Here is a 20020-nt window from a genome sequence, read left to right as displayed (position 1 = left end):
GTGGGTACCCACGGTAGCTGCCCGGTGCCGTCGAACTCACGCCGGGCAGCGCAAGCCGCCCGGCGTGCCCAGTGCTATCGGGTGATCAGTTGAACGAGTCGCCGCACGAGCATGAGCCGCCGGCGTTGGGGTTCTCGATGGTGAAACCCTGCTTGTCGATCTGGTCGGCGTAGCCGATCTCCGCACCGTCGAGGTACGGGGCGCTCATCCGGTCGACGGTCAGCGTCACACCGTTGAAGTCGGCGACGATGTCACCGTCGAGGGTGCGGTCGTCGAAGAACAGGTTGTAACGCAGACCCGCGCAGCCACCCGGCTGGACCGAGATACGCAGGGTCAGATCGTCACGGCCTTCCTGTTCCAACAGCGCCTTCACCTTGGCCGCGGCTTCATCGGTCAAGACCACGCCGTGAGACTCGGTGGTCGACTGATCCTGAACAGTCATTGCGTCTCCCTAATGCGGTTGATCATGGGGATGGATCCCGCCCCGCCCGGAGCCGGGCGAACCCACACCCGTCAACGATACCCTGCGTCAACGGGTTCCCCACCGGCCCGCCGCACCGGATCAGCCCTGCCGGTGCCCGCCGATCTGCGCCGCGGTGACGGTGGTCAGACCGATCAGCTGATTGGCGGCGTCGATCAGGGCCAACCCGACCGAGCCGGCATGGTCGGCGATCGACCTGGCGGCGACCACGCCCGCCGACCGCAGCGCCGGTTCGTCCAGGCCGATCTGCCCGGCCAGCACCAGTAGCGGGATCTCACGTGCCCGGGCCGCCGCCGCCAGCGAACCGATGACCTTCCCGTGCAACGACTGCTCGTCGAAACATCCCTCGCCGGTCACCAGGACGTCGGTGTCGTCGAGGGCCGCATCCAGGCCGGTGTGGCGCGCCACGATCGCCGCCCCGGATTCGACGGCACCGCCCAGCGCCAGCAACGCCGCGGCGATGCCGCCGGCCGCCCCGCCGCCCGATGCGGCACTGACCGCCCATCCGGCGGCTCTGTCCAATTCGACCGCCCACGCGCTCAGGCGACTGTCCAACACGGCGACCGTGGCCGGATCGGCGCCCTTCTGCGGCGCGAACACCCGCGCCGCACCCCACGGTCCCAACAGCGGGTATTCCACGTCGCAGGCCGCGATCAGCTCGACGTCGGCGAGTCGCCGGCGGCCGGCGTCCAGGCCACCCAATTGGTCGACCATGCCGCGGCCTCCGTCGGTGCACGCGCTGCCGCCGAGTCCGACCACGATTCGCCGCGCACCGGCCGCCAGCGCCGCCTCGATCAGCTGCCCCACCCCGGCACTGTGGGCGGCCAGCGCGGTCTGCGGCGACGGCGGCGTACCGAGCAGCGCCAGTCCGCAGGCCTGGGCGCATTCGAGGTAGGCCGTCTCGGCGGGGGCATCCCAGACCCATTCGGCGTCGACGGGGTCGTCCAACGGCCCGCCGACCTGTACGCGCCGTACGACCCCCAGTTGGCTGGCCAGTACCGCGACGAAGCCCGGTCCGCCGTCGGACTGCGGTGCGATGGCCAATCGGTCGTGGGGGCGGCTGCGATGCCAGCCGGTCGCGATGGCCGCGGCCGCCTGCACCGCGGTCAGGCTATCGCCGTAGCAATCCGGCGCGATCAGCACCCGAAGCGCCCGTGGCGCGGGGCCGGCCGGACCGCCGCCACCCGGGTGATCAGCCATACCTGCAGCGTATCGAGCCGCACGGATGGCGACGCAGACCGGGCGCGCCGGGCAAGTAATCTGGCGGGCGTGAAGATGCCGGGGCGCAGGAAAGACGAGGCTCAGTCCGCTGAGTCCGTGGTTGCCGCCGTCTCTCCCGACGGTGCCGAATCGCAGGAGTTCACCCGCAGTGGGGGCACCGCGCCCAAGGGCCGGCCCACCCCCAAGCGCAACGCGAGCAGCAAGCGTCGGGGCCCGGTCGCACCGGCTCCGATGACCGCCGCGGAGGCGCGGGCCCGCCGCAAGGCGCTGGCCGGTCCGAAGCTGAGCAAGGAGGAGCGCCGGATCGCCAAGGCGCAGCGCCGGGAGCGGATGGCCGACCACCGCGAGCGGATGTTGGCCGGCGACGAGTCGGCGCTGCTGGAGCGTGACCGCGGTCCGGTCCGCCGGTACGTGCGCGACGTCGTCGACTCCCGCTACAACCTGCTCGGCATGTTCATGCCGTTGGCGCTGGGGTTGATGTTCATCATGATGGCGGTCCCGCCGCAGGCCCAGTTCTATTTCTCCCCGGCGATGATGCTGTTGATGGTGCTGATGGCAGTCGACGGGGTGCTGGTGGCCCGTAAGGCGGTGCGCAGTGTCGACGCCAAGTTCCCCGACAACGTCGAGTCCCGGTGGAAGTTGGGCCTGTACGCCGCGAGCCGGGCGTCGACGCTGCGTCGGATGCGGGCACCGCGACCGCAGGTACGCCGCGGCGAACGCCTCGACTGAGTTCTCCCTGCGACGCCGCGCGTGATGGATTTCCCCCCGGTCAGCCCACCCGATGCGGCGGCGGCCGCCGCGGCCCGGACCCGGCAGGATCGCCTGACCAAACCCACCGGTTCGCTGGGCCTGCTCGAGGATCTCTCGGTATGGGTGGCCGCCTGCCAGGGGCAGTGTCCGCCACGACAGTTCGAGCGGGTCCGGATCGTGGTGTTCGCCGGCGATCACGGCGTCACCCGCGAACGGGTGTCGGCCTATCCGCCCGAGGTGACCGCGCAGATGGTCACCAACATCGATCGCGGCGGCGCGGCGATCAACGCGCTGGCCACGATCGCCGGCGCCGGAGTCCGGGTGGTGGATATGGCCGTCGATGTCCCGGCCAGCGACTCCCCCGCGGTGTCGAAAGACGTGCACGCCTACCGGGTGCGCCGCGGCAGCGGTGACATCTCCCGCGAGGACGCGCTGACGCCTGCGGAGACGGTCGCCGCGCTACAGGCGGGTCGCGACATCGCCGACGACGAGGTCGACGCTGGCGCAGACCTGCTGATCCCCGGCGACATGGGGATCGGAAACACCACGGTCGCAACGGCATTGATCGCCGCACTGACCGGCACCGAGCCGATCGACGCGGTCGGCTATGGGACGGGGATCGACGACGCGGGGTGGGCGCGCAAGACCGCAGCGGTGCGCGACGCCCTGTTCCGGGCGCGTCCGTATCGCACGGATCCCGTCGCGTTGTTGCGCTGTTGCGGCGGTGCCGATTTCGCCGCACTGGCGGGCTTCTGCGCGCAGGCGGCGGTGCGGCGCACCCCGCTGCTGCTCGACGGCCTGGCATCCACGGCCGCGGCCCTGGTCGCCGAGCGATTGGCGCCCGGCGCGCGGGCCTGGTGGCGGGCCGGGCACCGATCTCCGGAGCCGGCGCATGCCCTGGCCTGCAGCGCGCTCGACCTGACGCCGATCCTGGACCTGCGGATGCGCCTGGGCGAGGGCACCGGTGCCGCGGTGGCGCTGCCGGTGCTGCGTGCCGCGGTCGAGGCCCTGGTGTCGATGTCGACCTTCGACGAAGCCGGGGTGTCCGGGCCGGGCGACGGGCCGGCCGGGTGATCCGGTCGCTGGCCGCGGCCGTCGGGTTCGCCACGGCGGTGCCGCTGCCCGCGGGCGCGGCCGGTCCGCCGGGGCGCGGTGCGATGACCGCGCTGCCCGTGGTCGGAGCCGCGCTGGGCGGGCTGGCGGCCGCCGTGGTGTGGGCCGGGGGTATCGCGTTCGGGCCGGGCAGCCCGGTGGCGGGCCTGCTCGCGGTGGCCGCTGTGCTGGCCGCGACCCGGGGGCTGCACATCGACGGGGTGGCCGACACCGCCGACGGACTGGGCAGTTATCGGCCGGCACCGCGGGCGCTGCAGATCATGCACGAGGGATCAACCGGCCCGTTCGGGGTGGTCGCAGTGGTCCTGGTGATCGGACTGCAGGCGTTGGCGTTCCCGCTGCTCGGTGCCGGGCAGATCGTGGTGGCGGTCTGCGCGGGCCGGGTGGCCGCGGTGCTGGCCTGCCGGCGGTCGGTCCCGGCCGCGGCGGGCAGCACGCTGGGTGTCACGGTGGCGGGCACCCAGCCGCTGCCGGTGGCGTTGGCGTGGGTGGTGGTGTTGGGGCTGGCCTCGGTGTGGTCGGGCCCGGTGTGGTGGCAGGGTCCGCTGGCGGTGCTGGTCGCGCTGAGCTGCACAACGGTGCTGGTCCGTCGGTGTGTGCGGCGGTTCGGCGGGATCACCGGCGATGTACTGGGTGCCGCCGTCGAGTGGACGACGACGGTGGCCGCGCTGGTGTTGGCCGCCGGGTTCGGGATGGCCGGCTAGCACCTCGCGTCGGCCGGCCGAATCCTGATTTCCAAACCCGATTCCGGTGTTCCGGAGATTTATCCGACCCGATGTGTTATGCCCAAATTTGATTTGTAAAAATCAAACAATCGTTAACATTCGGTCCAACGGGGAGGGCACACGGATGGCTCGGCACCATAGCTACAGCAAGCGCAGTCGGGAATCACTCAAAGCCCGGACGGACAGCACCGTGGAATGTGAGGACTACCCGGACTGCGACGAGTGCTCGACGGAGTCCTGGTCCACGCCCGCCGACACAGACCTACCGCTCAACCGGGTTCGCTGAGCCTCCAGCTCAGTCCAGCCGGGCCATCCAGCCGTGGGTGTCGGCGAAGGTACCGCGCTGGATCCCGGTCAAGGTGTCGCGCAGCGCCATGGTGACCTCACCTGGCCGGCCGTCGGCGATGGTGAATTCACCGGTGGCGGATTTCACCTGCGACACGGGGGTGATGACGGCTGCGGTGCCGCACGCGAACACCTCGGTGATCTCGCCCGAATCGGCCTTCTGCTGCCACTCATCGACATCGATCTTGCGTTCTTCGACGGCGAACCCGGCGTCGGTTGCCAACTGCAGCAACGAATCCCGGGTGATGCCGGGCAGCAGTGAGCCGGACAGCTCCGGGGTCACCAACCGTGCCGACCCGCCGCTGCCGAACACGAAGAACAGGTTCATTCCGCCCATCTCTTCGACGTAGCGGCGCTCCGGCGCGTCCAACCAGACCACCTGGTCGCAGCCCTGCTCGGCCGCCTGGGCCTGAGCGACCAGCGAGGCGGCGTAGTTGCCCCCGAACTTGGCGGCGCCGGTGCCACCCGGGCAGGCCCGCACGTATTCGGTGGACAGCCAGACGCTGACCGGCTTGATCCCGCCCTTGAAGTACGCGCCGGCCGGCGAGCCCATCACCAGGCAGCGGTACTCGTTGGCCGGGCGCACCCCCAGGCCCGGCTCGGTGGCGAAGATGAACGGCCGCAGGTACAGCGACTCCTCACCGCCGGGCGCGGGCACCCACTTCGAGTCGACGGCGATCAGTTGCCGCAGCGATTCGATGAACAGGTCGTCGGGCAGCTCCGGGATGGCCAGCCGGCGCGCCGATGCGCGCATCCGGGCGGCGTTGACCTCCGGCCGGAACGACACGATCGCCCCGTCGGTCCAGCGATAGGCCTTGAGCCCTTCGAACACCTCCTGCGCGTAGTGCAGGACGATCGCCGACGGGTCCAGTTCGATGGGGCCGTAGGGCATGACCCGCGCGTTGTGCCAGCCGGCGTCGACGGTGTAGTCGATCGAGACCATGTGGTCGGTGTGGTATTTGCCGAAACCGGGGTCGGCCAGGATGGATTCGCGCACCTCGTCGGGGGTCGGGTTAGCCGTGACCGACACATGGAAATCGAGGACGCTGCTTGTCATGCAGCGATTGTATAGGCGGTGCGCTAGCGGGTTTTTGCCGTCACGAACGGCGGCGTCACCACTTCGCACTCGACCGCGCGGCCGCGTACGTCGACGGTGACCCGCGCACCGTCGGCGATGCCGGCGTCGGCGTCGATCAGCGCCAGGGCGATTCCGACTTTCAGGGTCGGCGAGAACGTGCCGGAGGTGGTGACCCCGATCCGGCGGTCACCGTCGAGCACCGCCAGGTCGGCGCGCAGCACGCCGCGACCGGTGGCGCGCAGCCCGCGCAGCAGCCGGGACGGGCCGGCGGCCTTCTCCGCCAGCAGCGCGTCGCGGCCGAAGAATGACTCCTTCTTCCAGCCGATGGCCCAACCGGCGCGGGCCTGCAGCGGGGAGATCTCCGGTGACAGTTCGTGGCCGTGCAGGGCGTAGCCCATCTCGGTGCGCAGGGTGTCGCGGGCGCCCAGACCGGCCAGCTCTCCCCCGGCCTGTTGCACGGCGGCCACCAGTGCGTCGAACACCACGGCGGCGGAGTCCCAGGCCGGCAGCAGCTCGTAGCCGTGTTCACCGGTGTAGCCGGATCGGCACACCCGCACCGGAACGCCGGCGTAGTCGGCGTCGGCGAAGGCCATGTAGTCCATCTCGGTGGGCAGACCCAGCCCGGCCAGCACCTCGGTGGACCGCGGCCCCTGCACCGCGAGCACCGCGCGCGATCGGTGTTCGTCGGTGATGCTCACCCCGGCCGGCGCCACCGCCTGCAGCGCGGCCACCACCGCCGCGGTGTTGGCGGCGTTGGGCACCAGGAAGATCTCCTCGTCGGAGACGTAGTAGGCGATCAGGTCGTCGATCACACCGCCGGATTCGTTGCAGCACAGCGTGTACTGCGCCTGCCCGGGTGTGATCCTGCCGAGTTCGTTGGTGAGCGTGGAGTTGACCAGTTCCGCGGCGCCGGGACCGCGGACGGTCGCCTTACCCAGGTGGCTGACGTCGAACAGGCCCACACTCTCCCGGGTGGCGGTGTGCTCGGCGACGGTCCCGGCGTAGGAGACCGGCATCAGCCAGCCGCCGAACTCGGCGAAGCTGGCGCCCAGCTCGCGGTGACGGCTTTCCAGGGGTCCGTGTTGCAGTTCGCTCACGGCAGACCAGCCTAGTGGGCAGACTTGTCCCCATGGTCGATTGGGATGCGCTGGAAAAGGCCGGGATATCCGACGCCCGAGGCCGCGCCGATCTGATCGAATACCTCGCCGGCCTCGGCTTCACCGCCGAGGAGATGGCCGATGCCGAGCGGCGGGGCCGACTGTTCGGGCTGGCCGGCGACGCAGCCGGTCAGTCCGGGCCGCCGATCTATACGCTGCGCAGCGCCGCAGACGCGTTGGGGGTGCCACTCGGCGACGTTCAGCAGGCCTGGCGGATGCTCGGGCTGCACCTGCCCGACCCGGACACACCCGCGCTGAGCCAGGCCGACGTGGACGGGCTGGCCACCTGGCTTGAGATGCGGTCCTACCTCGGCGAGCCCGTCGACGGCTTCCTGCGGGTGCTGGGCGCGACCATGGCCCGGCTCGCCGAGGCCGAGTCGTCGATGATCCGGCTCAGCTCCCCCGACATGTGGTTGGGCCACACCCGCAGCGAACTGCGCACCGCCCAGGCGTGGCGGACGGTCGCGGAGTTCATCCCGCGGATCGGCGCGATGATCGACGCCGTCCACCGCCACCACCAGGTCAGCGCCCGCACGTTCCTTGAAGGGCTGGCCGGGGGGCCGTCGGCCAGCCTGGTCTGCGGTGTCGGGTTCGCCGACCTCACCGGCTTCACCGCGCTGACTCAGGTGCTCAGTTCCGCCGAGCTGGCCACCCTGCTCACCGACTTCGGCGGCACCGTCTCCGATGTGGTGCACTGCGACGGCGGCCGGGTGGTCAAGTTCATCGGAGACGCGGTGATGTGGGTGAGTTCGACGCCACAGCTGCTCACCAGGGCGGCCATCGACCTGGTCAATCATCCGAAGGCCCGCGAGGCGGGCCTGCAGGTGCGGGCCGGTCTGGCATACGGCGAAGTGGTGACGATGGTCGGCGACTACTTCGGGACACCGGTGAACCTGGCCGCACGCCTGGTGGATGCCGCAGCGCCAGGGCAGGTGCTGGCCGACGACGCGGTCCGCGCGCAGCTGCCCGATTGGCCGGCCGATTCATTGGAACCGTTGGCACTCAAAGGATTCGACGTACCAATCCCGGCATACGACATGAACCGCCGCGCCGCTGGCTAGGGTGAGTGCTTGTGAGCACCGAACCCGGATACCGTCCCCCCGCCGTCACCGTCGCCGACTCGCTGCCTACCGGCACCGACGAAACGGTGTTGATCCTGCCGGTCGTCTCCGCCGGCGAGGACTCCGAAGCCGCCGCCGTGGTCGCCGCCACCGAACCGGCACTGCCCACCGAGGCGGTCGCCGAGATCGAGGCCGCACTGCAGGCGTTGGGCGCCAAGGGCGGCAGTGACCAGGTGCACCGGTTGGTCGTCGCATCGCTGCCGGTGGCCAGTGTGCTCACCATCGGACTGGGCAAGGCCCGCGAATCGTGGCCGGCCGACGTGATCCGGCGCGCCGCCGGAACCGCGGCCCGCTCGCTCAACGGGACCACGGCGGCGATCAGCGCGCTGGGCGGGTTGCCGGGTGACGACGTGGTGGCCCCCGGTGTCGAGGGCGTGCTGCTGGGCGGCTACCGCTTCACCGCGTTCCGTACCGACAAAACCGCTCCGAAGGACCCCGGCCTGCAGAGCCTGACCGTGTTGTCCACCGCGGCCGACGCCGGCGCCGATGCGGCCCGCGGCGTCGACATCGCCGTCGCGGTGGCCACCGCGCGGGACTTCGTCAACACCCCGCCGAGCCACCTGTACCCGGCGGAGTTCGCCGACCGCGCCAAGGCACTGGGCGAGGCCGCCGGACTGGAGGTCGAGGTGCTCGACGAGCAGGCGCTCGCCGAGGCCGGCTTCGGCGGTGTGGTCGCGGTCGGCCAGGGCTCCTCGCGCCCCCCGCGGCTGGTGCGGCTGATCCACCGCGGTTCCCGGTTCGTCCCCGACCCGGCGGGCGCGAAGAAGGTGGCGCTGGTCGGCAAGGGCATCACGTTCGACACCGGCGGCATCTCGATCAAGCCGGCCGCCTCGATGCACCACATGACCTCCGACATGGGCGGGGCGGCCGCGGTGATCGCAACCGTGGCGCTGGCCGCCCGCCGCGCACTGCCGATCGACGTGATCGCGACCGTGCCGATGGCGGAGAACATGCCGTCGTCGACCGCGCAGCGCCCCGGCGACGTGCTCACCCAGTACGGCGGTACCACCGTGGAGGTGCTCAACACCGACGCCGAGGGCCGACTGATCCTGGCCGACGCGATCGTGCGGGCCTGCGAGGACGACCCCGACTACCTCATCGAGACCTCCACGCTGACCGGCGCGCAGACCGTCGCGCTGGGTGCCCGCATCCCGGGGGTCATGGGTTCCGACGAGTTCCGGGACCGGGTGGCGGCGATCTCGCAGGCCGTCGGCGAGAACGGCTGGCCCATGCCGCTGCCCGACGAGTTGAAGGACGAGCTGAAGTCGACGGTGGCGGACCTGGCCAACGTCAGCGGGCAGCGCTTCGCCGGGATGCTGGTCGCCGGGGTCTATCTGCGCGAGTTCGTCGCCGAGGGCGTGTCGTGGGTGCACGTCGACGTGGCCGGCCCGGCCTACAACAGCGGCGCCCCCTGGGGATACACCGGCAAGGGCGGCACCGGGGTACCGACTCGCACCATGTTCGCGGTCTTGGAGGACATCGCGGCGAACGGATAGCCGGAAAGCGTTAGCGTGGTTGGCGTCCCGATCATGTCGATCGCGCGCGGCCATCGGGCTCGAAAGTGTCGACGCTTCGCTGGAAGGACAGCGCAACACTCTGCACCAGCACCAGACCGGTGAGAAGCGCAACCCATATCCACGCTTCCGCGGGAGCGATATGTGCGCTCGGGTCGATGGTCTGTAATACCTCGACGGACCGGATACGGGCGACGACCACAAAGGTGATGGTCAGGTACGGAAGCATGGTCTGGGTGGCCCGTGCCAGCCGGCCCGGTGGCTTCGCCGAGCGTCGGCGCCGCGCACCGATGCACCACAGCAGGGCACAACCGCCCAGAATCGTGTAGCCGATCGGCGCCCCGAGTCGGTTCGCGTCGTTCCACATCGGCTGCAGCGGCAGATGCTCTTCGGGCGAGCCCAACGAGATCGCCAGGTCCATCAGCCTGATCTCGGCGAACGAGAAGACGATCGGCGGAACCAGCACCACCACGATGAATCGGATGTGTTTGGCCAGCGACGCCGACGAACTCGCCGCGAATTGGACCAGGCCGTAGACCAGAATCCCGATCGCCGCCGCGAACATGACATCGCCCAGCAGCCCTTCGGACGCCGCCCGCCCGCCGATCAGGGCACAGCCGCGTTCGCCGGCCAGGGTGCCGTATTGGAAGCTGGCGAACAGCAGGCCCAGGAATGCGGCGATCAACGCGATTCCGGTCAGCTTTTCGTACTCCAGCCCACGTCTGTCCACGGATTCCCCGCCAACACTGTTCCGATGCCAGCGGTCCAGGATGACGGTGAAGGCGGCGAAGGTGAAACCGGCCAGAATGCCTGCGATCGATTGATAGTTGCTGGCGACGCCGGATATGTCGAAACCGGACCACAGTTCGCAGCTGTCTGCGCCATCTTCTGCGCCCATGACGGGGATGCTAGATCGCCGGCCGAGTCGCAACCCCCTGGATGTGAAACAAAGCCGCGACAATGACAGGATGGCTGGGGAGTCAGCCCGGGCACACCGCTCGATGCACCCGCTGTGGTAAGCCGGAAGGCGAATCTACGGCGGCCCACCGATCGATCGAGGAGTCAACTGCGATGGCGTTCTCAGTCCAGATGCCGGCACTCGGAGAGAGCGTTACCGAGGGAACGGTGACCCGCTGGCTCAAGCAGGAAGGCGACACCGTCGAGGTCGACGAGCCCCTGCTGGAAGTCTCCACCGACAAGGTCGACACCGAGATCCCGTCACCGGTTGCCGGTGTGCTGACCAAGATCGTCGCGGGCGAGGACACCACCGTCGAGGTCGGCGGCGAGCTGGCTTTGATCGGTGAGGCCGGCGAGAGCCCCGCCCCCGAACCGGCGGCCGCACCGCCGGCGGCGGAACCCGCACCCGCGGCCCCCGCCGCCCCCGCGGCACCCCCGGCCCCCGCTCCCGAAGCTGCGGCGCCCGCCGCACCGGCGGCCGCGCCGTCCGACGCCGGCACCCCGGTGCTGATGCCCGAATTGGGTGAATCGGTCACCGAGGGCACGGTGACCCGCTGGCTCAAGCAGGTCGGCGACAGCGTGGAGGTCGACGAGCCCCTGGTGGAGGTCTCCACCGACAAGGTCGACACCGAGATCCCGTCTCCGGTGGCGGGCACCCTGCTGTCGATCACCGCCGGTGAGGACGCCACCGTGGAGGTCGGCGGCGAGCTGGCCAGGATCGGGGCGGCGTCCGCGGCCGCTCCCGCTGCGGCCCCGGCACCGGCACCCGCCACCCCGGAGCCCACCCCGGCACCTCCGGCCCCGGCACCGCCTGCCGCCGCGGCACCGGCGCCCGCTGCACCGGCACCTGCACCGGCACCGGCCGCCCCGCCCGCACCCGCGGCGCCGGCATCGGATTCGGCCCGTTATGTGACCCCACTGGTGCGCAAGCTGGCCGCCGACAACAACGTGGACCTGAACCAGGTCACCGGAACCGGGGTCGGCGGCCGCATCCGCAAGCAGGACGTGCTGGCCTTCGCCGAGGCGCAGAAGGCCCCGGCGGCCCCCGCCGCAGCGGCGGCACCGGCAGCACCCGCTGCACCGCCGCGTACCGCGACGCCCGCACCGGCGTCGGCGCTGGCGCACCTGCGCGGCACCACCGCCAAGGCCGGCCGGATCCGTCAGATCACCGCCCGCAAGACCCGGGAATCCCTGCAGGCCACCGCGCAGCTCACCCAGACCCACGAAGTCGACATGACCAGGATCGTGGCGCTGCGGGCCCGCGCCAAGGCGGGTTTCGCCGAGCGCGAAGGGGTCAACCTGACCTACCTTCCGTTCATCGCCCGTGCGGTGATCGAGGCCCTCAAGGCCCACCCCAACGTCAACGCCAGCTACGACGAGGACGCCGGCGAGATCACCTACTACGACGCCGAGCACCTCGGCTTCGCGGTGGACACCGACCAGGGCCTGCTCTCCCCGGTCGTGCACAACGCCGGTGACCTGTCCCTGGCCGGACTTGCGCGTGCCATCGCCGACATCGCCGCCCGCGCGCGTTCGGGCGGCCTGAAGCCCGACGAACTGTCCGGGGGCACCTTCACGATCACCAACATCGGCAGTCAGGGCGCGCTGACCGACACCCCGATCCTGGTCCCGCCGCAGGCGGCCATGCTCGGTACCGGTGCCATCGTCAAACGCCCGCGGGTCATCGTCGACGAGGCCGGCAACGAGTCCATCGGGGTGCGGTCGGTCTGCTACCTGCCGCTGACCTACGACCACCGTTTGATCGACGGCGCCGACGCCGGTCGGTTCGTCACCACCATCAAGAACCGACTCGAAGAAGGCGCGTTCGAGACCGACCTGGGGCTCTGACACCACCGGGGATTTGTGAAGAGCTGCACGAGGATTCAGCTATGAACAACCCCACCGTCGCAGTCGCCGGATCATCCGGGCTGGTCGGCTCGGCACTGGTGTCGGCACTGCGCGCCGACGGCGGTCGCGTCCTGCGCATCGTGCGTCGCCCCGCGGCCCAGCCCGGTGAGCTGCAGTGGGATCCCGACGCCGGCGAGATCGACGTGGCGGCTCTGGTCGGAGTGGACGCCGTGGTCAACCTGTGCGGCGTCGGGATCGGTGACCGCCGGTGGTCGGGGTCGTTCAAGCAGCATCTGCGCGACAGCCGGATCACCCCGACCGAGGTGCTGGCCACCGCAACCGGCGAGGCCGGCGTGCCGGTACTGGTCAACGCCAGCGCGGTCGGGATCTACGGCGACACCGGCAACCGCCCGGTCGATGAGACCGCGCCGCCCGGCCTGGGCTTTCTGGCGCGGCTGGTCGGGGACTGGGAGGCCGCCACCGCACCCGCCCGCGCCGCGGGCACCCGGGTGGTGCTGGCCCGTACCGGTCTGGTGCTGGCCCGCTCCGGCGGGCTGATGAGCCGGCTGCGCCCGCTGTTCTCGTTCGGGCTGGGCAGCCGACTGGGCAGCGGCCGCCAGTACATGCCGTGGATCAGCCTGGAAGACGAGGTCCGCGCGCTGCGGTTCGCCATGACCGAGCCCACGATCCGCGGTCCGGTCAACCTCAGCGGACCCGCGCCGGTCACCAACGCCGAGTTCACCGCCGCGCTCGGGCGTGCCCTCAACCGTCCGGCGCCGCTGATCCTGCCCGGGTTCGCCGCACGGGCCGTCGTCGGTGAATTCGCCGACGAAGGACTGCTCACCGGTCAACGCGCCATCCCGACGGTGCTGGAACGCTCCGGCTTCCGGTTTCAACACAACACGATCGGCGAGGCCCTGGCCTACGCCACCGCCCGCCCGACCCCGTTGTAACCGCGGCTCGACGGGTAGCCTGCGACCATGGGGTCCATCCGGTCCAGCGCCGCACCGATCGACGTGCGCCAACTCGGCACCGTCGACTACTCCGCCGCCTGGCAACTGCAACGCGACCTCGCCGAAGACCGGGCGGCCGGCGGCCCCGACACACTGCTGCTGTTGGAGCATCCGCCGGTCTACACCGCCGGGCGCCGCACCGAACCTCAGGAACGCCCGGTGGACGGCACCCCGGTCGTCGACACCGACCGCGGCGGGAAGATCACCTGGCACGGCCCGGGTCAGCTGGTGGGCTATCCGGTGATCGGCCTGGCCGAACCCCTGGACGTGGTGAATTACGTTCGCCGCCTTGAAGAGTCACTCATCGAGGTGTGCAACACCCTGGGACTCAACACCGTTCGGATCGAGGGCAGATCCGGAGTCTGGGTTCCCGCCGGCGGTGGCCGACCGGACCGCAAGATCGCCGCGATAGGCGTACGAGTGGCGCGCGCCACCACCCTGCACGGATTCGCCCTCAATTGTGATTGCGATCTCAACGCGTTCGGCTCGATCGTGCCGTGCGGCATCACCGATGCGGGAGTGACGTCACTGTCCGCGGAGCTCGGCTTCGACACCGGTGTCGAAGACGTGCGGAACGCCGTGGCCAAGGCCGTCGTCGACGCACTCGACGGCGTGCTGCCGGTGCGCGAGCATTCGGCACCCCGCGTACCATCGACGTCGTGAGCGCCGTCGGAGAAGGCCGTAGATTACGCCGTGCCGAAGCACGCAACGCCGAGACGCCCATCGAACGCAAACCCGAGTGGATCAAGACGCGCGCCCGGATGGGGCCGAACTTCACCGACCTGAAGGTCTTGGTGAAGAAGGAGAAACTGCACACCGTCTGCGAAGAGGCGGGCTGCCCGAACATCTACGAATGCTGGGAGGATCGCGAGGCGACCTTCCTGATCGGCGGCGAGGTCTGCACCCGCAACTGCTCCTTCTGCCTGATCAAGTCGGGCAAGCCGCCGGAACTGGACCGCGACGAGCCGCGCCGGGTCGCCGAGAGCGTGCACACCATGGGGCTGCGGTATTCGACGGTCACCGGTGTCGCCCGCGACGACCTGCCCGACCAGGGCGCATGGCTCTACGCGGAGACCGTTCGGGCCATCAAGGCACTGAACCCGTCGACCGGCGTCGAACTGTTGATCCCGGATTTCAACGGCCGCCCCGACCTGCTGGGCGAAGTGTTCGAATCCCGCCCGGAAGTGCTGGCACACAACGTCGAAACCGTTCCGCGTATCTTCCGGCTGATTCGGCCGGGGTTCAGCTACGAGCGCAGCCTCAACGTGCTGACCCAGGCCCGCGACGCCGGACTGGTGGCCAAGAGCAACCTCATCCTGGGTATGGGTGAGACGGCCGAGGAGATCCGGACCGCGCTGGCCGACCTCTACAACGCCGGCGCCGAACTGGTCACCATCACCCAGTACCTGCGCCCCACCGAACGGCATCACCCGATCGACCGTTGGGTCAAGCCCGAGGAGTTCGTCGAGCACGCCCGGTACGCTGAGGAACTCGGCTTCGCCGGCGTGATGTCCGGCCCGCTGGTGCGCTCGTCGTATCGGGCCGGCCGGCTGTATCAGCAGGCCGTAGCGAACCGCGAGGGCCGGGAGCTGCGCGACGAGTGCGCCACCCCGGCCGGCAGCTGACGCCCCGGAAAGGCGTAAGCCCGGCTGCGTATCCTTGGTAGCTATGGCCAGACCGCGCAACTCCGCTGAAAACAAGGCTGCCCGCGAGGCGGCCAAAGCCGCTCGCAAGGCTGCCGGCAAGCAGCGCCGTGCCCAGCTGTGGCAGGCCTTCCAGATGCAGCGCACCGAGGACAAGCGCCTGGTGCCCTACATGGCCGGCGCTTTCCTACTGGTCTCCGGGGTGATCACCGCGGTGGCGCTGCAGGGCAACACGTTCGCGCGGGCGACGACGATCCCGCTCGGCGTGCTGCTGGGCGCACTGGTGGCGTTCGTGATCTTCGGCCGGCGCGCCCAGCGGTCGGTCTACCGCAAAGCTGAGGGGCAGACCGGTGCGGCGGCCTGGGCGCTGGAGAACCTGCGCGGCAAGTGGCGGGTCACCCCCGGTGTTTCGGCCACCGGTCACCTGGATGCCGTTCACCGGGTGATCGGCCGGCCGGGGGTCATCCTGGTCGGCGAGGGCTCCCCCTCCCGGCTCAGGCCGTTGCTCGCCCAGGAGAAGAAGCGCACCGCCAAAGCGGTCGGCCAGGTGCCGATCTACGACGTGGTGGTCGGCAACGGCGAGGGTGAGGTCCCGCTGGCCAAGCTCGAGCGTTTCCTGACCAAGTTGCCCGCCAACATCTCGGCGAAGGAGATGGATTCGCTGGAGTCGCGGCTGGCCGCGCTGAGTTCCCGCACCGGCCCCGCGGCCATGCCCAAGGGCCCGATGCCCGCCGGCGCGAAGCTCCGCGGCGTCCAGCGCGCCGCACGTCGCCGCTAGTCGCTCGTGCCTGTCTCCGTTGACTCTGCATCCACGGCGGCGCCTACTCGCACTTCCCCGCCCTGGACGCAGAGTCAACGGGGACCGGGTCGGGTCAGCGGCTGCGCACCACGGCGGTGGCGGTGGCCCGGTCCTGTAGGCCACGGCCATCGGCGTCGGTGAACAGCGCCGGCACCACCAACGCGATCAGCAGTCCCCGCAGCACGGCCCGCCCCAGCCCCACCCCGAGCCCGGGACCGTCCACCGGGATCACCCGCAGCCCGAAGGCGTACTGACCGGGCGTGAAGCCGAACAGTCGTACCGCAGCGACGCCGAGCACCAGCCAGATCCCCAGCACCACGGTCGCCAGATATTCCGCGGTCACCACTCCGGCGGCCACACCCAATCCCGCCAGCCCGTAACCCACCATCCAGTCCAGCGCGAGAGCCCCCATGCGGCGCCCCATCCCCGCCAGGGACCCCGGGCCGCTGGGCGGCAGGCCCAGGCGTTCACCCGGTGCGCTATCGGGATGGTGGGCTCCTGCCGATTCCGGCCCGGACAGCCAGGAGGAGAACATGCGGCTCATGGCCCCTACGATAAGCGGGCGGCGAATCCGACCCGGCGTCGACGGCCGCTGCCGTGGTTGCGTAACGTCTGCATCGGCGACCTCGGTGTCCGACCGGGGCTACCAGCGGAGGAGAACACTTCTGTGACCGACAAGACGGCCGACGATATTCTCAAACTCGTCGCCGATGAGAACGTGGAATACGTCGACATCCAGTTCTGCGACTTGCCCGGTCAGATGCAACATCTGTCGATCCCCGCATCCACGCTCGACGCGACCGTCTTCGAGGACGGCCTGGCGTTCGACGGTTCGTCGATCCGCGGCTTCCAGTCCATCCACGAGTCGGACATGATGCTGCTGCCGGACTTCTCCACCGCGCAGATCGACCCGTTCCGGGCCGCCAAGACGCTGAACCTGAACTTCTTCGTGCACGACCCGTTCACCCGCGAGCCCTACTCGCGCGACCCCCGCAACGTCGCCCGCAAGGCGGAGAACTACCTGGCCAGCACCGGGATCGCCGACACCGCCTACTTCGGCGCCGAAGCCGAGTTCTACATCTTCGACTCGGTGAGCTTCGACTCGCAGATGAACAGCACCTTCTACGAGGTCGACTCGGATTCGGGATGGTGGAACACCGGTTCGCCCACCGAGGCCGGCGGGCGGCCCAACCGCGGCTACAAGACCCGCCCCAAGGGCGGCTACTTCCCGGTGGCGCCCAACGACCAGTACGTCGACCTGCGCGACACCATGACCACGAACCTGGCCAACGCCGGTTTCACGCTGGAGCGCGGCCACCACGAGTGCGGTTCGGGTGGGCAGTCCGAGATCAACTACCGGTTCAACACGCTGCTGCACGCCGCCGACGACGTGATGCTGTTCAAATACATCATCAAGAACACCGCGTGGCAGAACGGCAAGACCGTCACCTTCATGCCCAAACCGCTGTTCGGCGACAACGGCTCGGGTATGCACGTGCACCTGTCGCTGTGGAAGGGCGGCCAGCCGCTGTTCTACGACGAGGCCGGCTACGCCGGACTGTCCGACACCGCCCGGCACTGCATCGGCGGCATCCTGCATCACGCCCCGTCGCTGCTGGCCTTCACCAACCCCACGATCAACTCCTACAAGCGCCTGGTGCCGCACTACGAGGCCCCGATCAACCTGGTCTACAGCCAGCGCAACCGGTCGGCGTGCGTGCGCATCCCGATCACCGGCACCAACCCGAAGGCCAAGCGGCTGGAGTTCCGCTGCCCGGACTCCTCCAGCAACCCCTACCTGGCGTTCGCGGCCATGCTGATGGCCGGCATCGACGGCATCAAGAACAAGATCGAACCGGCCGCCCCGGTCGACAAGGACCTCTACGAGCTGCCGCCCGACGAGGCCGCCAACATTCCGCAGGCCCCGACCAGCCTGGCCGCGGTGATGGACAGCCTCGAGGCCGACCACGAATACCTCACCGAGGGTGGGGTGTTCACTCCGGATCTGATCGAGAACTGGATCCGTTTCAAGCGTGACAACGAGATCACCCCGATCAGCCTGCGCCCGCACCCCTACGAGTTCGCGCTGTACTACGACTGCTGAGCACGACGGTCGAGGTTGTCAGCCGACCGAAGCGATCAGCGACCAATCCTATTGTGCAGCAACTCAACACCCGGTCCCGAAAGCTCATCGGTGACGCCGCGGCGACCGGCGATCGCCATCAGCAGCGCTTCGCCGCGGCCGCGGACCTCAAGCCCCCGCCCAGCCGTCCAATCCAGGTCGGTGGCGATCAGCCGCAGGCCGCGAGTCCGCGAGCGCGCATGGATCGGCGGCGCAAACAGCGCGAATTTCAAGGCCGCCAACAGTCGGTCGGCCGGAATCTCGCGGGGGATACCCAGGGGTCGACGGACGTCTTGCTGATGAATCATCCCGTCCAGTAACGCGATCCGCCCGCCGAAGGCCGTCGTGAGCCCGCGAGGACGGATGCTGCGGTCAAGCAGATCAAGCAGTTGCGGAGGGTCATAGCCGGCGTAATCCGCCAAACCGACGGTATTGGCGGCACTGAATCGCAGGCGGGCGTCGGCGAACCGGCGCAGCACACCTAGCGGGCTCAGTTCTTCGTAGCTGAGCATGTGGGCGACGACGTCACGAACCGTCCATCCCGCGCACAGGGAAGGCACCAGCCACTGCTGCGGAGACAGCGATTTCAGCAGCACGGCAAAGTCCGTGCGCTCAGCTGCAGCCAGTGCCGTTACGTCGAATGTCATGCTCCCCATCGACTACTTCCTAGGTGACGAAACTCAGCAGCATTGCCGTATTCGCGCCACCGCGCAGCGCTCAGAACAAGAAGTCGAAGTAGTCCGGTCCGGCAAAGGCGGCCATGTCGACCGGGTCGAAGAGGCTCCCGACCCACACGATCGGGACAGACGCGAAGAGCGCCGGCATCGCCTCAAGCCAGATGACGCCGAGCACATCGAATGACGCTCCGATGACGTCCGGCATCGATCCGTCCGCCAGGGCGGCGTCGAACGCCTGGGTGGCGTCGAGCATCGATTCCCCGGCGTCCGCCCACTGCTGATTGAGCGGGGCGAAGAACAGTTGATCGATCAAATCCGCCAGCGAACCCGAGTGTCCCAGGATCGCGGCCTCGGCCGGCTCGAGTCGATCCCCCATGAGGTCGACCATCCGATCCACGATGCCGGGCATCCGTTCCATGGAGCGGACCGCGCCCAGAACCGAATCGGACAGTTCCGAGGTGTCGATCCCGGTGTAGACGTCTTTGGCCTCCAAGAAATCCGTGACGGCCGCTTCCAACAGGTCCGACGAGCCGGCAAGCGAGATATCGATGGCCCGATCGGCCGCGGTGTCGTGCACACCTCCGATGCCCAGCGTCAACGTCATCGCGGCGGCTCCGCCGACCAGCACCGCCCTGGAACCGAATCGATACACCCGATTAGACATCCGAAGTACCCCGCTGTTTCGCCAAAACCACACCGCCCACCAGGCCGGATAGACAGTAAGTGAATCCCGCGAAAAAGCTTAACAAAATACTGTCGATTTCACCTCGCCAGCAATGTCGATACGTCGATCGCAGCGCCGGGCCGTCACTGGGCCCCGTCGCGCGCCCAGGACGGGGTGATGAAGACGCCGTCGGCCTCCACGGTGACGCCCTCGGCGTCGGAGATGTGACCGCGGCAGTAGGTCTTGACGCCCTCCTTGCGGTAGATCGACGCCTCGGCGTGCAACGGGCCCAACGGAGTTCCGCGCAGGTACTTCACCGTGATGGTGCCGGTGTAGAGCGGCTTGGTCAGGCCGTCGCTGGCCGCCTCCCCGAGAATGTGGTCCAGTACCAGCGCGCTGACGCCGCCGTGCACCAGCGACGGCGGGCCTTCATAGGCCGCGCCCAGGTGGAAGTCGGCCCAGCAGTGGCCGTTCTCGCCGTGCTCGATCACCAGCGGCGGGGCGATCGGGTTCCGCAGTCCCACCACGGCATTCCCCCACGCCAGTGGCCGGCCCTCGACCAGGTAGCGCAGGCCGGGCTCGTCACTGAGGCTCTCGCCGCGCAGCCGCTCGGTGAGCTCGCGCACCGCCGCGGTCACCTCCCGGGCGGTGTCGTCGTCGGCCCGGGTGCGGATGGTGACGTCGATGAGCTCGCGTACCGCCTGCGCCAGCGGCCCGTAGCGGTCCAGCAATGCACCGCTCTCGTCGGCACTGATCGTGGGCACGTTCGAGCGAGCTCGGAAATCCACCACA

Annotated in this window: 20 protein-coding genes; 11 read left to right on the top strand and 9 right to left on the bottom strand. The window is 69.6% G+C overall.

Features of this window, described 5'->3' with window-relative positions; all coding sequences use genetic code 11:
* Positions 1-85 precede the first annotated feature (85 nt).
* Together RCP38_RS07640 and RCP38_RS07635 are read right to left on the bottom strand one after the other, a co-directional pair.
* Positions 86-442 (bottom strand): HesB/IscA family protein, encoded by a 357-nt coding sequence (locus RCP38_RS07640; protein ID WP_308476505.1) that lies wholly within the window; start codon positions 440-442, stop codon positions 86-88.
* 120 nt (positions 443-562) lie between these two features.
* Positions 563-1681, bottom strand: a complete 1119-nt coding sequence (locus tag RCP38_RS07635; RefSeq protein ID WP_308476504.1) for a glycerate kinase family protein — start codon at positions 1679-1681, stop codon at positions 563-565.
* A gap of 69 nt (positions 1682-1750) precedes the next feature.
* Here RCP38_RS07635 and RCP38_RS07630 point away from each other — a divergent pair, with 69 nt between their 5' ends.
* The 3 genes from RCP38_RS07630 to RCP38_RS07620 are packed head-to-tail and all read left to right on the top strand — an operon-like array spanning position 1751 to position 4269.
* Entirely contained in the window at positions 1751-2431 is a 681-nt protein-coding gene (locus RCP38_RS07630; protein ID WP_308476503.1) for a DUF3043 domain-containing protein, read from the top strand.
* A 21-nt stretch (positions 2432-2452) separates the two neighbouring features.
* Positions 2453-3526 carry a nicotinate-nucleotide--dimethylbenzimidazole phosphoribosyltransferase gene (cobT, locus tag RCP38_RS07625; RefSeq protein ID WP_308476502.1) on the top strand — a complete coding sequence of 358 codons (1074 nt, stop codon included), beginning with the start codon at positions 2453-2455 and terminating at the stop codon, positions 3524-3526.
* Positions 3523-4269: an adenosylcobinamide-GDP ribazoletransferase gene (locus tag RCP38_RS07620; protein ID WP_308476501.1), complete on the top strand. Its 747-nt coding sequence runs from the start codon at positions 3523-3525 to the stop codon at positions 4267-4269. The genes cobT and RCP38_RS07620 overlap by 4 nt, the downstream gene beginning before the upstream one ends.
* A 316-nt stretch (positions 4270-4585) precedes the next feature.
* Here the strand turns inward: RCP38_RS07620 and RCP38_RS07615 are convergent, their stop codons facing one another.
* Positions 4586-5692, bottom strand: a complete 1107-nt coding sequence (locus RCP38_RS07615; RefSeq protein ID WP_308476500.1) for a branched-chain amino acid aminotransferase — start codon at positions 5690-5692, stop codon at positions 4586-4588.
* A gap of 23 nt (positions 5693-5715) precedes the next feature.
* Positions 5716-6810: a glycine cleavage system aminomethyltransferase GcvT gene (gene gcvT / locus RCP38_RS07610; protein ID WP_308476499.1), complete on the bottom strand. Its 1095-nt coding sequence runs from the start codon at positions 6808-6810 to the stop codon at positions 5716-5718.
* 32 nt (positions 6811-6842) lie between these two features.
* Between gcvT and RCP38_RS07605 the strand changes: the two genes are divergently transcribed.
* A complete protein-coding gene (locus RCP38_RS07605) occupies positions 6843-7931 on the top strand; it encodes an adenylate/guanylate cyclase domain-containing protein (RefSeq protein WP_308476498.1) in 1089 nt (362 codons plus the stop codon).
* A gap of 11 nt (positions 7932-7942) precedes the next feature.
* The gene (locus RCP38_RS07600) at positions 7943-9487 is read left to right on the top strand and encodes a leucyl aminopeptidase (RefSeq protein WP_308476497.1); all 1545 of its coding nucleotides are present in this window, start codon (positions 7943-7945) and stop codon (positions 9485-9487) included.
* Positions 9488-9518: 31 nt separating this feature from the next.
* On the opposite strand, the gene RCP38_RS07595 is transcribed toward RCP38_RS07600, so the two are convergent.
* Positions 9519-10403 (bottom strand): hypothetical protein, encoded by an 885-nt coding sequence (locus tag RCP38_RS07595; protein ID WP_308476496.1) that lies wholly within the window; start codon positions 10401-10403, stop codon positions 9519-9521.
* A gap of 173 nt (positions 10404-10576) precedes the next feature.
* Between RCP38_RS07595 and sucB the strand changes: the two genes are divergently transcribed.
* From sucB to RCP38_RS07570, 5 genes are read left to right on the top strand one after another with little or no spacing between them, the layout of a single operon-like run.
* Positions 10577-12310, top strand: a complete 1734-nt coding sequence (gene sucB / locus RCP38_RS07590; protein WP_308476495.1) for a 2-oxoglutarate dehydrogenase, E2 component, dihydrolipoamide succinyltransferase — start codon at positions 10577-10579, stop codon at positions 12308-12310.
* Positions 12311-12351: 41 nt separating this feature from the next.
* A complete protein-coding gene (locus tag RCP38_RS07585; RefSeq protein WP_308476494.1) occupies positions 12352-13263 on the top strand; it encodes a TIGR01777 family oxidoreductase in 912 nt (303 codons plus the stop codon).
* Between the two features lie 27 nt (positions 13264-13290).
* Positions 13291-13986, top strand: coding sequence for a lipoyl(octanoyl) transferase LipB (gene lipB, locus RCP38_RS07580; protein WP_308476493.1), 696 nt, complete (start codon positions 13291-13293; stop codon positions 13984-13986).
* Positions 13983-14948: a lipoyl synthase gene (gene lipA / locus RCP38_RS07575; RefSeq protein WP_308476492.1), complete on the top strand. Its 966-nt coding sequence runs from the start codon at positions 13983-13985 to the stop codon at positions 14946-14948. Before lipB ends, lipA begins: the two co-directional genes overlap by 4 nt.
* 43 nt (positions 14949-14991) lie before the next feature.
* Positions 14992-15744 (top strand): DUF4191 domain-containing protein, encoded by a 753-nt coding sequence (locus RCP38_RS07570; RefSeq protein WP_308476491.1) that lies wholly within the window; start codon positions 14992-14994, stop codon positions 15742-15744.
* Between the two features lie 94 nt (positions 15745-15838).
* On the opposite strand, the gene RCP38_RS07565 is transcribed toward RCP38_RS07570, so the two are convergent.
* Entirely contained in the window at positions 15839-16309 is a 471-nt protein-coding gene (locus tag RCP38_RS07565) for an RDD family protein (RefSeq protein ID WP_308476490.1), read from the bottom strand.
* A gap of 123 nt (positions 16310-16432) precedes the next feature.
* On the opposite strand from RCP38_RS07565, the gene glnA reads away from it, so the two are divergent.
* Positions 16433-17869 (top strand): type I glutamate--ammonia ligase, encoded by a 1437-nt coding sequence (glnA, locus tag RCP38_RS07560; protein ID WP_308476489.1) that lies wholly within the window; start codon positions 16433-16435, stop codon positions 17867-17869.
* Between the two features lie 35 nt (positions 17870-17904).
* Here the strand turns inward: glnA and RCP38_RS07555 are convergent, their stop codons facing one another.
* The 3 genes from RCP38_RS07555 to RCP38_RS07545 form a co-directional block, all read right to left on the bottom strand.
* The gene (locus RCP38_RS07555) at positions 17905-18534 is read right to left on the bottom strand and encodes a maleylpyruvate isomerase family mycothiol-dependent enzyme (RefSeq protein ID WP_308476488.1); all 630 of its coding nucleotides are present in this window, start codon (positions 18532-18534) and stop codon (positions 17905-17907) included.
* Between the two features lie 70 nt (positions 18535-18604).
* Positions 18605-19228, bottom strand: coding sequence for a hypothetical protein (locus RCP38_RS07550; protein WP_308476487.1), 624 nt, complete (start codon positions 19226-19228; stop codon positions 18605-18607).
* Between the two features lie 143 nt (positions 19229-19371).
* The gene (locus RCP38_RS07545) at positions 19372-20019 is read right to left on the bottom strand and encodes a PaaI family thioesterase (RefSeq protein WP_373692463.1); all 648 of its coding nucleotides are present in this window, start codon (positions 20017-20019) and stop codon (positions 19372-19374) included.
* Between the last annotated feature and the right edge of the window lies 1 nt (position 20020).

This window comes from Mycolicibacter sp. MU0083, assembly GCF_963378075.1.
GTDB classification, from domain to species: domain Bacteria; phylum Actinomycetota; class Actinomycetes; order Mycobacteriales; family Mycobacteriaceae; genus Mycobacterium; species Mycobacterium kokjensenii.
The sequence above is the reverse complement of the archived record's forward strand: the minus strand, read 5'-3'. Positions and strand labels throughout refer to the sequence as shown.